Source organism: Streptomyces sp. NPDC043854 (assembly GCF_056436005.1).
In genome coordinates this window covers 71,453-83,794 of record NZ_JBWKDK010000030.1, presented here as the reverse complement: position 1 = coordinate 83,794, position 12,342 = coordinate 71,453, and the positions used below count along the sequence as shown (strand labels likewise).

General features: G+C 75.8%; 11 protein-coding genes and 1 pseudogene. 8 read left to right on the top strand and 4 right to left on the bottom strand.

Going from position 1 to position 12,342, the window contains the following annotated elements; all coding sequences use genetic code 11:
* Positions 1-135: 135 nt before the first annotated feature.
* The 4 genes from AC068A_RS25075 to AC068A_RS25060 are packed head-to-tail and all read left to right on the top strand — an operon-like array spanning position 136 to position 3,929.
* Positions 136-366, top strand: a complete 231-nt coding sequence (locus AC068A_RS25075) for a hypothetical protein (RefSeq protein ID WP_478588383.1) — start codon at positions 136-138, stop codon at positions 364-366.
* 52 nt (positions 367-418) lie between these two features.
* Complete coding sequence (locus tag AC068A_RS25070; protein ID WP_478588381.1) at positions 419-2,152, top strand: FAD-dependent oxidoreductase; 1,734 nt, start codon at positions 419-421, stop codon at positions 2,150-2,152.
* Positions 2,149-2,937, top strand: coding sequence for an SDR family NAD(P)-dependent oxidoreductase (locus tag AC068A_RS25065; protein ID WP_478588379.1), 789 nt, complete (start codon positions 2,149-2,151; stop codon positions 2,935-2,937). Before AC068A_RS25070 ends, AC068A_RS25065 begins: the two co-directional genes overlap by 4 nt.
* Positions 2,937-3,929 (top strand): aromatase/cyclase, encoded by a 993-nt coding sequence (locus AC068A_RS25060; protein WP_478588377.1) that lies wholly within the window; start codon positions 2,937-2,939, stop codon positions 3,927-3,929. The genes AC068A_RS25065 and AC068A_RS25060 overlap by 1 nt, the downstream gene beginning before the upstream one ends.
* Before the next feature lie 70 nt (positions 3,930-3,999).
* On the opposite strand, the gene AC068A_RS25055 is transcribed toward AC068A_RS25060, so the two are convergent.
* The 3 genes and pseudogenes from AC068A_RS25055 to AC068A_RS25045 all read right to left on the bottom strand — a co-directional run bounded on the left by AC068A_RS25055 (position 4,000) and on the right by AC068A_RS25045 (position 7,095).
* Complete coding sequence (locus AC068A_RS25055) at positions 4,000-4,326, bottom strand: helix-turn-helix domain-containing protein (RefSeq protein ID WP_478588409.1); 327 nt, start codon at positions 4,324-4,326, stop codon at positions 4,000-4,002.
* Between the two features lie 1,881 nt (positions 4,327-6,207).
* Positions 6,208-6,675, bottom strand: a pseudogene (locus tag AC068A_RS25050) (BREX system ATP-binding domain-containing protein); the annotation flags it as partial.
* 135 nt (positions 6,676-6,810) lie between these two features.
* Positions 6,811-7,095 (bottom strand): PqqD family protein, encoded by a 285-nt coding sequence (locus AC068A_RS25045; RefSeq protein WP_478588375.1) that lies wholly within the window; start codon positions 7,093-7,095, stop codon positions 6,811-6,813.
* Between the two features lie 514 nt (positions 7,096-7,609).
* Between AC068A_RS25045 and AC068A_RS25040 the strand changes: the two genes are divergently transcribed.
* The 4 genes from AC068A_RS25040 to AC068A_RS25025 all read left to right on the top strand — a co-directional run bounded on the left by AC068A_RS25040 (position 7,610) and on the right by AC068A_RS25025 (position 11,291).
* The gene (locus tag AC068A_RS25040) at positions 7,610-7,906 is read left to right on the top strand and encodes an antibiotic biosynthesis monooxygenase family protein (protein WP_478588373.1); all 297 of its coding nucleotides are present in this window, start codon (positions 7,610-7,612) and stop codon (positions 7,904-7,906) included.
* A gap of 405 nt (positions 7,907-8,311) precedes the next feature.
* On the top strand, positions 8,312-8,527 hold the full coding sequence (locus tag AC068A_RS25035; RefSeq protein WP_478588371.1) for a hypothetical protein: 216 nt from the start codon (positions 8,312-8,314) through the stop codon (positions 8,525-8,527).
* An 86-nt stretch (positions 8,528-8,613) separates the two neighbouring features.
* Complete coding sequence (locus AC068A_RS25030) at positions 8,614-10,389, top strand: acyl-CoA dehydrogenase family protein (RefSeq protein WP_478588369.1); 1,776 nt, start codon at positions 8,614-8,616, stop codon at positions 10,387-10,389.
* Positions 10,386-11,291 (top strand): 4'-phosphopantetheinyl transferase family protein, encoded by a 906-nt coding sequence (locus tag AC068A_RS25025; RefSeq protein ID WP_478588367.1) that lies wholly within the window; start codon positions 10,386-10,388, stop codon positions 11,289-11,291. The genes AC068A_RS25030 and AC068A_RS25025 overlap by 4 nt, the downstream gene beginning before the upstream one ends.
* Here AC068A_RS25025 and AC068A_RS25020 read toward each other — a convergent pair.
* Positions 11,266-12,204 carry an AfsR/SARP family transcriptional regulator gene (locus AC068A_RS25020; protein WP_478588365.1) on the bottom strand — a complete coding sequence of 313 codons (939 nt, stop codon included), beginning with the start codon at positions 12,202-12,204 and terminating at the stop codon, positions 11,266-11,268. The two genes, AC068A_RS25025 and AC068A_RS25020, sit on opposite strands and share 26 nt — an antisense overlap.
* Positions 12,205-12,342: the final 138 nt, after the last annotated feature.

The window sequence follows — 12,342 nt, the reverse complement described above, 5'->3', positions numbered from 1 at the left end:
GAGCCGGGAGGTTGGTGATACCTCCCCCCCCCCCCACCCCCCCCACCCCCCCCTCCCCCCCCCCCCCCCCCCCCCCCCCCCCCCCCCCCCCCCCCCCCCCCCCCCCCCCCCCCCCCCGGCCCGGACGCCTCCCACGTGCTCGGCTCGGTCGTGGCGCGGGCCAACGCGCGCCTGGCGCCCTTCGAGCGGATCCGGCGCGCCGAGCCGATCGACGCCGTCCCCCGCACCCCCGTCGGCAAACCCGAGCGGCTCGCCCTGCGCCGGAGCCTGCGCGCCCGCGCGGCGGCCGAGGCCCCCGGGAGCGCCGCGGCCGCGGACCCCGCCGACCGAGCCGCGACCGCCGAAGACACCGGGACCGCACGCTGAACACGCCGCACCCCCCGGCTCGGAACACCCCGAAACCCCCGAAGAAGGCCTCATGGACAGCCTCATGGACAGCCACCCCGCCACCCCGTCCGGGTCCGCCGGCAGCGACCCGGCCGCCGTCCTCGTGGCCGGCGCCGGGCCGGTGGGCCTGACCGTCGCACACGAACTGGCCCGCCGGGGCCTGCGCGTCCGACTCGTCGACGCCGCCCCGCACCCCGCCCGCACCAGCCGCGCCGTGGCCGTACACCCCCGCACCCTGGAAACCTTCGACCAGATGGGACTGGTCGAGGCGATCCTCGAACAAGGGCGCCGGAACAAGGCGTTCACCATGTACGCGCGCGGCCGTCGGCTCGTGCGGCTGGACGCCGACTACCGCTCCATGCCCACCCGCCACCCGTACTCCCTCATCATCGAGCAGACCCGCACCGAGTCCGTCCTGCGCGAGGCCGTCGCCCGGCTCGGCGTCCGCGTCGAGTGGGGCGTACGGCTCGCCTCCCTCGCCCAGGACCCCGCAGGCGTGGAGGTCCTGCTGGAGCACGCCGACGGCACCACGGAGAGCTGCCGCACCCCCTGGCTGGTCGGCTGCGACGGCGGGCACAGCACCGTCCGCAAACTGCTCGGGCTGCCCCTGATCGGCGAGTCCAGCGAGACGTGGGAGCTGGCCGACGCGGCCGTCGACACCGACCTGCCGCAGGACAGCATCTACTGGGTGCACACCGGCAGCCAGGCCCTGATGATGGTCCCCTACGCCGAACGGGGCCGCTGGCGGCTGCTGGACACCGCCCCCGCCGGCCGGGCCGGGGAGGTGCCCGACCCGCGCGAGGCGGCCGGCCGCTTCGCCGCGAAGCTCGGCGCGGGCCTCGGCCGGACCGTCGGGGTGGCCGAACCCTCCTGGTCGTCGGTGTTCACCTTCCAGCAGCGCATGGTGCCCCACATGCACGAGGGCCGCTGCTTCGTCGCCGGCGACGCCGCGCACGTCCACAGCCCCGCCTCCGGGCAAGGCATGAACACCGGCATCCAGGAGGCCTACAATCTCGCCTGGAAGCTCGCCATGGTCGAACAGGGCGGGGCCGGCCAGGACCTGCTGGCCACCTACGGCGAGGAGCGCGTGCCCGTCGGCCGGGCCCTGCTCGGCTCCACCCGCAAGGCCACCTTCCTCGTGCAGTTCAAGAACGCGCTGGCCGGGATCATGCTTCCGGTCGTCTTCACCGCCGTACGCAACCTGCCCCCGCTGCGCCGCGCCATCCAGCGCAAGGTGCTCGGCGGGATGTCCGGGCTGCGCTTGGCCTACCCCGACAGCCCCCTGACCAGCCCCGCCCCGGGCCTGCGGATCCCCGCCGGCAGCCGCGCCGCCGCGGCCGCCGCACGGCACGCCGGCGAGCCCGGCCCGGACGCCCTGCGGGCCGAACTCCGCGACGTCCGCTGGTCCCTGCTGTACGCCGCGGGCGGCCCGGCCGGGACCCGCACGGCCGCCGACGGGGCCGCCACCGCGTACGCCCCCTGGCTGTCGGTGCGCACCCTCGGCGACCTGAACCCCGGCGGCCCAGGCCCCCTGCCCGACCCCGGCGGCCGGCTGCGCCGCGAGCTGGGACTGGCCGGGGGCGGCTGGCTGCTGGTCCGGCCCGACGGCTACGTCGCCGCCGGCGGCCCCCGGCTGACCCGCGAGGCCCTGGACCGCGCCCTCGCCCCGCTCGGCCGACCCCGCCTCGACCGGCTCTCCGGCGGCTCTCCAGCGCATCCGGACACCGTCGGGACAACGACGCGAGTGCTGGAGGGACAGCGATGACGGCACCCACGCATCCGGTGGCACTGATCACCGGAGCGACGAGCGGGATCGGCCTGGCCGTGGCCCGGGACCTGGGACGCAGGGGACACCGGGTGTTCCTGTGCGCGCGCAGCGCCGAGGCGGTCGACAAGACCGTGGCGGAGCTGCGCGCCGAGGGCCTGGAGGCGGCCGGAACCGCGTGCGACGTCCGCGACGGCGAGCAGATCCGCGCCCTGGTGGCCGCCGCCGTCGAGACGTACGGACAGGTCGACGTCCTGGTCAACAACGCCGGGCGCAGCGGAGGCGGGCCGACCGCAGCGATCTCCGACGACCTCTGGTACGACGTGATCGACACCAACCTCAACAGCGTCTTCCTGCTGACCCGCGAGGTGCTCACCGCCGGCGGCCTCGCGGACGCCCCCTGGGGGCGGATCATCAACATCGCCTCCACCGCCGGCAAGCAGGGCGTGGTCCTCGGCGCCCCTTACACGGCCTCCAAGCACGCCGTCGTCGGCTTCACCAAGTCCCTCGGCAAGGAGCTCGCCCCCGGCGGCGCGATCACCGTCAACGCGGTCTGCCCCGGCTACGTCGAGACGCCCATGGCGGCGCGGGTGCGCGCCGGGTACGCCGCGGCGTACGGCACCACCGAGGACCGGGTTCAGGAGCAGTTCGAGGCGAAGATCCCGCTGGGGCGCTACTCCACCCCCGAGGAGGTGGCCGGCCTGGTCGGCTACCTGACCACGGACCTCGCCGCGTCGATCACGGCCCAGGCGTTCAACGTCTGCGGCGGACTGGGGAACTTCTGATGACCGCGGAAGGGACGACCGACCTGACCGCCACGGCCGGACGGGTGCACCGCACGGTCCACGCGACCGAGGTGGCGGCGCCCGCGGGCGTGGTCTACGGACTGATCGCCGACGCCACCCGGTGGCCGCTGTACTTCCCGCCCAACGTGCACGTCGACCGGCTCTCCTTCGACGGTGTCAACGAGCGGCTGCGGATGTGGGCCACCGCCGGAGGCCGGGTCAAGAACTGGACTTCGGCCCGGGTGCTGGACGCCTCCGCGCGGCGCATCGAGTTCCGCCAGCAGACGCCGGCCGCCCCACTGACGGCCATGACGGGCACGTGGACGGTCGAGCCGCTCGGCGCGCAGACCTCCCGGCTGACCCTGCTGCACGACTTCTCGGTCCAGGACGACCTGCCCGAACACGTGGCCTGGGTCGAGCGGGCCACCGACACCAACAGCCGCGCGGAACTGGCCGGACTGGCCGAGCTGGCCGGCCGGTGGGCCCGCCTGGACGAGCTCGTGCTGTCCTTCGAGGACACCGTGCGCATCGACGCCCCGCCCGCGCCGGTCTACGAGTTCCTGGAACGCGCCGAGCGCTGGCCCGACCGGCTGCCGCACGTCTCGCGCCTGGAGCTGTCCGAGGAGCCGGCCGGCGTCCAGGTCATGGCCATGGACACGCTGACGGCGGACGGCGCCGCCCACACCACCGAGTCGGTGCGGGTGTGCTTCCCCGAGAGCACGCGGATCGTCTACAAGCAGACCCGCACCCCCGCCCTCATGTCCGCGCACACCGGGGCCTGGACCCTGGCCGCCGGCCCTGACGGGTCCACCCTGGCCACCTCCCAGCACAGCGTCGTCCTGCGGGAGGAGGCCGTCGGCCGGGTCCTGGGCGAGGGCGCCGACCTCGCCCAGGCCCGCCGCTACGTCCGCGAGGCCCTCGGCCGCAACAGCACGGCGACCCTCCGCCACGCGAAGGAATACGCCGAGGCGGCCCTGCGGACCGGCGCCTGAGCCGGCCTGGGCGGGAACCCGGCCCGCGGACGCACGGGCCACGGTCCGCGGTCCGCGGGCGCGCGGGCGGTCAGCAGACCGTGGCGCCGTGGTCGCGTTCGAGGTCGAGCGGCAGCTCGCCGCGCGAGCTGATCTGGAGCTTGCGGTAGACGCGGGTCAGGTGCTGTTCGACGGTGCTCACCGTCAGGTACAGCTTCGCGGAGATCTCCCGGTTGGTCAGGCCCTGCGCGGCCAGGGTGGCCACCCGCTGCTCGGACACGCTCAGCTTGGCCCGCGCGTCCGGACCGGCCGTGGCGGGCGTGCTGTGCTCCGCGGTCAGCGGCGCGTCGGGCAGGATCTCCTTGCACAGGGCTCCGGCCCCGGTGTCCTTGGCCAGGTTCCACGCCGTACGGATCATGGCGCTGCCCTTGGCGGGCGCGCCGTCGGCCTGCAGCGCGCGGCCCAGGTCGGCCATCGCACGGGCGGCCTCCACCCGGTCCCCCGAGCGGTGCAGCTCGTCCACGGCCTGGCTCAGTGTCGGGATGCGCCGCTTGGACTCGCCGGCGAGGGCGCGCAGCCGCAGCGACACGCCCCGCACCCACGGGCGCCGCGCGTCGGGCAGCGCCAGCTGTGCCAGGACCAGCTGTTCGGCCTGCTGGGTCTCGCCGAGCCGCAGCAGTGCCTCGGCCGCGTCGGTGCGCCACGGCAGGAAGGCCGGCCGGTCGATCCGCCAGCTCTCCATCAGCCGCCCGGTCTCGGTGAAGTCGGCCAGCGCCGCGTGCGGCTGGTTGACCGCCAGGTGGTACAGGCCGCGGGCCCGCAGGTACGCCAGCCCGGGCAGGCTTGCCAGCAGCCGCTGCGGCACCTGCCGGTCCGCCAGGCGCGAGGCCTCGGTGTACTGGCCCATGGCCGTGCAGGCCCGGATCAGCACCGCGGTCGGCGCGCACAGCACGCTGCCGTTCTTCTCGGGGAGCGCCTCCAGCGCGGCCAGGGCATGGGTCCGGGCCCCCCGCAGGTTGCCCAGCCGCAGCAGCGCCTCGGCGTGCAGGGTGGCGAACAGCGCGGTCCAGCCCGGGGCCTGGGCCCGCTGGGCCTCCTCGTGCAGGCGGCGGCTCCACGGCACGGCCCACTCGGGGTGGTCGGAGCAGATCAGCGAGCGCACGGCCTGGGCGAGCAGGGTCAGCGTGGAGTCGGTCAGCCGCGCGGACTGCAGCAGCCGCTCGCTGACGCCCATGGGGCAGTCGAGCATGGTGTCGAGCAGCGACGCGCCGGGCACCGGCGTACCGGTCGGGGACCCGCCCGGCAGGGACCCGCCCGGCAGGGATCCGCCCGGCAGGGACTTGCCCGGCAGGGGCCCGGCGGCCAGGGGCGCGCCGGCCAGCGCCTCGGCCTCCGCCACCCGGCCCTGCATCAGGAGCAGTCCGGCCAGCGGCTGCATCTGCTCGGGCGCCGGCCCGCCCGGCGCCTGCGCCTCCAGAAGCACCGTCAGCTGCCGCTCCGCGGCGGCCGGGTCGAAGCGGGCGGTCAGCTGGGCCAGCCGCAGCCGCAGCCCGGCTGAAAGCGCCGCCCGATCCCGCGCCGGCTCCGCCTCGCATGCCCGCAGCGCCAGCTCCAGCAGCCGGGCGGCACCCCGCGCGTCGTCCTGGGCCAGCAGTTCCTCCGCCGCGTCCCGCAGCACCTCCGCGTCGAACGGCGCCCCGAGCGGGGCGGCGGGGGCACCCTCGCCGGCTGCGGCCAGCAGGTGGGCGGCGACGGCCGTGGCCGGAGCCGCGTCCTCCCGCAGCACCCGCGCGGCCCGTAGGTGCAGCTCGGCGCGCAGGTCGGCGCCCGCATCCTCCAGGACCGCGCCCGCCGCGGCCGGGTGGCGGAACCGGCCGGCCTCCAGCAGGCCCATCGCGTCCAGGGCGGCCAGCGCCCGGCGGGCCGTCGCGTCGGGCACCCGCGCCACGCGTGCAGCCCGATCGGCGCCCGTGTGCTCACCCAGCAGCGCCAGCGCCCGCGCCACACCGAGCGCGGCCGGACCCGTGCTGCGCAGGCAGGCGGACAGCGCCCGCGCGTACGGGCCGCCCGGCTCCAGCGCCAGCGGCTCCGGGCCGCCGGGCGACTCCTCGGCCAGCGCCCGCAGCAGCAGCGGGTTGCCGCCGCTCGCGCGGTACAGCTCGGCGGTGTCCGGGCCCGTACCGGCGCGGCCGACGACGGCGCCGGCCTCGGCCTGCGTCAGCAGGCGCAGCTGGATCCGGCGGAAATGCGGCTGGCGCATGAGCTCCGTGGTGAACACCGGGCTGAGGTGCTCGGCGTGCGCAGATCCCGTCAGCACCACCAGGACGGCCGCCGAACGCGCGTGCCGGGCCAGGTACTGGAGGTGGACCAGCGACTCGTCGTCCGCGTGGTGCACGTCGTCGACGCACACCACCACCGGGGCGTCCTCGCTCAGCGCGCGCAGCTGCGAACAGAAGGTCTGCGCGGCCTCCACCGGCGACGGGCCGCCGGAGCCTTCGGTCGGGCGGGGCACGGCGAACAGCCGCTCGCTGTGGACGAGCTGGCGCAGCACGCCCAGCGGCACGGCCCGCTCCTCCGGTGAGGCGACGGCGCAGAGCACCACGGCCCCCGCGGCGGCCGCCCGCTCGGCCAGCGCGTCGGCCAGCGCGCTCTTCCCGCATCCGGCCGCGCCCTCGATCCACAGGATCCGAGAGCGTCCCGCCACGCAGTCCGCCAGAGCGGCGTCCAGCGTCCCGATCACAGAATCCCGGCCCACCAGCGTCACTACCTGCCCCCGTCGTTGAAGGACTACCCCTCATCCGGGTACAGGGTGCCGGGGCCCCCTGCAGCGGGCCTCGAACGGTCATGGAGCAGCGCCTGAGGTGCGCCGGGGATCCGCTCGGGAGGGCGCACCGGCGCGGGGTCAGCCGGACGGCTCCGTGCGCAGCAGGCCGGCATCGCGCATCTCCTCCACCCAGATGTCGAGATCGGCCCGCGCATTGTCCGGTTCGGTGTGCCACATGTCGGCGAGCAGCCGGGCGGCGGCGCCCGCGTCACCGTCGTTGCGGCGGAGCGCGATCCACATGGCGGTCGCCACGGGGCCGCACCGGAAGAGGTCCGCGCCGCCCCCCGATTCCGCCCGCAGGTGCAGGCGGCCGTCCGCGTCGACCGAGGCAACGCGGACGCCGGGCGTCGGTCGGATTCGCACAGTTACCTCCGTGCCGGCCCCCGCAGTGGAACGCCCGCATCAGTGCCGGCCTCCGTGCCGGTCGAGGAGGTCTCAAGTTATTACCGAAGCCGGCGCAGATCCATGGCCCCGTCCGCACTCTGGGGTACCTCCGGGTGTACCCCCTGCCGCGGCGGGGCCCCGATCTTAGGGGGTTTGCCCCCCTCCCGGCCGACGCCGCACCGCGAGGGGAAACGCTCCTCGCGCGGGCGCCGCAACCCGCCCCCGGGCGTCCGCCCGGGACGTGCCGGGCCCGCCGCCCGGGTTCCGGAAGGGGGCGGGTGCCGCAACCCCGGGCGCAAGCCGCACCTGGCCCCGGCAGGGGCCCCGGGCGCGAGCCGGGCCCTCCGCCGGGTCCCGGCGCGTCCTCGATCCGGAGTCGAGGTGCTCGCGACGCCCTTTCGAGCCCCGGCCCCGATCGTGGCCTCAACCCCCAGTCCCCCAGACCCCACACGCAAGGCGGAGACCCCGCCGTGGCCGACCCGAGGAGCCCTCCATGGTGACCTTCGTCAACAAGCTGACCGTCCACGGCGACATCGACGAGTTCCTGACCGTCAAGTCCCGCCTCACCTCGTTCATGAACAGCCGCCCCGGCTACATCGGCCACGAGGTCCTGCGCCACCTCGGCGACGACCGCGTCTTCCTCGAACTCGCGGTGTGGCAGGACGCGGAGTCCCACCAGAAGGCCGTGCGCAGCGAGGAGTTCCAGGCCCTGATCAAGGACCTGGCCCCGCTGGCCACGCCGGAGCCGGGCCTGTACCGGACCGTGGAGGCGTCGCCCGGTGTCCGCTGACGCGCGGCCCCTGCCGTCCGCGGCCCAGGCCCCCCGGCCGGCCGGAAGCGGGCCGCTGACGGTGCTCTTCACCGGCCAGGCCGGTGCCCGCCCCGGGCTGGGAGGGGGAGCCGTACGGGGCCTTCGCCGCGTTCCGGCGCGCCCACGACGCCGTCCGGGAGGCCGTGGAGCCGTGGCTGCGGATCCCGCTGGCCGGCGTCGTCTTCGCCCCCGAGGACGGGGTCGACGCCGGCCTGATCAGGTACCCCGGGTTCGCCCAGCCCGCGCTCTTCGCATTCCAGGTCGCCGCCTACCGGCTGTGGCAGGCCTGGGAGCTCCCGGTCCGTACCGTGTCCGGGGTGGGCACGGGCGTCCTCGCCGCCGCCCACGCGGCCGGGATGCCGGCGCCCGCTCACCGGCCACCTCGTGCACCAGGCCCGCCGGCCCGTGCACCTCGCCGACGCCCTGCGCACCCTGGACGGAGCCGGATACGGCCGTCCCCGCCTGTGCGGCCCCGACGCCGAGGACACCCGCCCCGGCTGCGCGCTGCGGGCCGTGACGGCCGTACTGCACCGCGGCCGGCCCCGCGAGCCCGCCCGTACCCCGTCTCAAGGGCGCTTCGAGCGCCCCGCACCAGGCTGAGCACGCGCGCACGAGGACGGAGAACAGCCCCGCGCCCCGACGGCGGCAGAACCGCAAGCCCGGACGAAGGAGCTGATCCCCCCGCCATGACCACGACGCAGACGACGGACCGCACGCCGGGCCGGGAGAACACCGCGGGCGCCGCCGCGGAGACCGATGCACTGCGCCGGGCCGCACGGCTGGAAGCGCTCCTCGGAGACCCCTACGACCGGGCCAACCCGCACGGCCTGGGTGCCCTGTTCGCCTCCGACGAGCGGCGCGAACCGCCCGCCGCCACCGAGGAACTCCTCGCCGAGGCGGGCCTGGGCGCCGAGTTCGTGCCCACCGAGTTCGGCGGCCGGTTCGCCCGCGCCGACCTCCTGGTGAAGGTGCTCCGCCCCGTCTTCCGCCGCGACCTCGCCCTCGGCTTCGGCTCGGGCATCACCTCGCTGTTCGCCACCTCCGCGGTGTGGGCCGCCGGCACCGCCGAGCAGCGCCGCAGCACCGCCCACACCCTGCTCGACGGCGGCCGGGCCGCGATCGTCCACCACGAACTCGCCCACGCCAACGCCATCCTGCGCGACGAGTTCACCGCCCGGCCCCGCCCCGCCGGCGGCTTCGAGCTCAGCGGCCGCAAGGACGTCATCATCAACGCCGCCCGCGCCGACGCGTACGTCGTCTACGCCCGCACCGACCAGGCCCGCGGCCCGCTGAGCCACTCCGTGCTGCTGCTCGACCCGGACGCGCTGGGCCAGGGCCTGACCCGGCTCCCGCGGGTGAACACCGCCGGCATGCGCGGCTCCCTGTTCTCGGGGCTGCGCTTCGACGACTGCGCCGTCCCCGCCGACGCCCTGGTCGGACGCGTCGGCGAGGGCGTCACCCTGGCCCTGCGCACCTACCAGGTCAACCGGTGCGTCATCGCCGGCACGGCCGTCGCGGCCGTCGGCACGGTCCTGCACTCCGCCGTACGGGCCGCCACCACCGGCCGCAGCCGCCCCATCGCCCGGCGCCTGCACCAGCCGCTCGCCGGGGTCTTCGCGGACCTGCTGGCGTGCGACAGCATGGCCACCGTCGCCCTGCGCGCCCTCAGCCTGCTGCCCGACCGCACCCACGTCCTGGCCGCCGCCACCAAGTACGTCGTCCCCGACGTGCTGGGCGAAAGCCTGGAGGAACTCGCCGCGGTCCTCGGCTCCCGCGGCTACCGGCGCGGCACCCCCGAGTACGGGGCCCTGGACAAACTGGCCCGCGACCTGCCGGTGGCCGGGCTCGGCCACGCCGGCAGCGCCGCCTGCCAGGCCGTCATCGTCCCCCAGCTGCGGACCCTGGCCGAACGGGCCTGGTTCCGGGAGGAGGAGCCGCCGCCGGCGCTGTTCCGCTCCGGAGCGGCCCTGCCGCAGTTGGACTACCGGCTGCTCGCCATCGCCGACGGCGGCGACTTCCTGGCCGCCTCCCTCATCGGCTCCGCCGCCCGGCTGGACGGCGTACGCGGTGTCGGCGGCCAGCTGAGCGCCCTGGCGGACCTCGCCGAGGCCTTCGCCACCGAACTGCGGGCCCTGCGCGAGCAGTGCCGGACCATCCCGCCGGGCGCGGCCGCCCTGCGCGACCCCGAGTGGTGCGTGCTCAGCGACCGCTACGCGCTCGTGCTCGCGGCCGCCGCCGTGCTGGCCGTCTGGGAGGGGCAGGACGGCGGCGACCCGTTCCTGGCCGCCCCCGCCTGGGCGGTACTGGCCCTCACCCGGATCGGGGGCCGTCTGGGCATCCCCGTACCCGACCTGCCCGACAACTGCCTCGGCCAGGTCCTCGAAGAGCTGGTGCGCCGCTACCGCACCGACCGCAGCTACGACCTCGATGCCACCGAGCTGGCGCAGCAGGGAGAGCGATGAGGGACGACTCGCCCCGGCTCACCCCGCCCGTGCACGTCACGGGACCCGACGGCCCGTGGGCGGACGCGGTGCGCGACGGCATGGCCCGGCACGGCAACGCCTCGGTGTACACCACCTGGGGCGAATGGCTGACCTCGGCCGTGTCGGAGCCGTCCCTGCGCGACGTGCTGGGCCGTGACTGGACCCGCTACCGGCAGACCAGCGACCCCACCACCCGCTACCGGTTCGTCGCCTCGCGGCTCGCGGTCCGCTACACCGCGGCCACGGCCCTGGGCGTCAAGCCCGCCCAGCTCGACCTGTCGTACAAGCCGGGCGGCCGCCCGTACCTGCGCGGGTTCGACCAGATCGACCTCAGCCTGACGCACACCGACGACCTGATCGCGGTGGCGATCAGCCGCACCGGGCGGATCGGCGTCGACACCGAGCCGGCCGGCCGCCGGCTGGCCTTCCAGCTCCTGCAGGACAGCGTCTGCACCGAAGCCGAGCGGGCCGAGCTCGCCGAACTGCCCCCCGAGGAGCAGTCCGCGGGCATCCTGCGGCTGTGGACGCTGAAGGAGGCCTACACCAAGGCGCTGGGCCAGGGGCTGCGCATGAACTTCTCCGAGTTCGGCTTCGCCACCCTGAATTCCGGGGAAACCGGCCTGCTGGCCCCGGACGGAACACCCGCCGCACACGGCGAATGGGCTTTCGGCACGTATCAGGTTCTCGGCCGCTACCTGATCAGCATCGCCTCCCATGACGCCGGACTCGACCCGTCCCGCGACACGGACGTCGCCACCATGCTCGACGACGGATTCGTCTCCATGGTCGCCTCGCAACTGCACGCCACCGCAGAACTCGAGAACGGGCTGGATTCCGCTGGAGCCCGCCCCGGATTCAGGGGTGCCGTACCCCGGCGGTGAGCCGGTCCACACGGCGTACGAGTTCCTCCTGCTGCCGGGTGAGCACCTCTATCCGCTCCCGCAGCCGGACCACCTCCGCGCCCAGATCGAGCAGCGCCGCACCGGAGGCCGGCCCGGGCTCCGCGCCCTCCGCCGACCGCGGACCCCGGCCCCGGGCGACCTCTGCCAGCAGCCCGCGAAGCGCCGGGCCCGGCCCCACGCCCAGCTCCCGGCGCAGCCGGTGGCGGGCCCGGTCGTACACGCCCAGCGCCTCCTGCCGCCGCCCGTCCCGGTACAGGGCGGCCATCAGCAGCTCGTAGAAGCGCTCCCGCACCGGATGGCTCTCGGCCAGCCGTTCCAGCTCGGCCACCGCCCCCGGTACGGGCGCCCCGCGCAGCCCGCTCTCGTGGAGCGCCTCCAGGGTCGTCAGCCGCAGCTCTTCCAGCCAGTCGGCCTCCACGGCGCAGATCGGCCCGCCGACGGCGTCCTGCAGCGCAGGTCCCCGCCACAGCTGGAGGGCCTCGCGCAGCAGGCCGGCCGCCCGCACCGGGTCGTCGGCGGCCGCGGCCCGGCCCCGCGCGGACAGGTCATGGAAGCGGCGCGTGTCGAAGCTGCCCCCGTCCGGGTGCAGCAGGTAGCCCTCGGGGCGGGTGCTGATCCACTCCCGGCCGCCGCCGTCGCCCAGCAGCCTGCGCAGCCGCGCCACATGGGCCTGGAGCGCGTTGGCCGCGCTCACCGGCGGCAGGTCGCCCCACAGCTCGTCGATGAGCCGGTCCGCGGAGAGCACCTCTCCGGCACGCGCCACGAGGGCCGCGAGCAGGGTGCGCTGCTTGCGGCCCGGCGGAACGATCCGCGCGCCGGTGCGCAGGTCGAGGACTTCCACCGGGCCGAGGACGCGGAAGTCCATCGCGGCACCGCTGCCGGAATCGTTCACGGCCGGAATCCCCCCGCTCTTCGCCCGTACGGAAAGACGCCCGTTGCGCCCGGTAATTGTCCCGGAAGTCCTCTCCCTGAGTGGAAGGTAGCAGCTTGAATGTGTCCGTCAATCGCACCCGTCGGAGGGCCGCTTGAC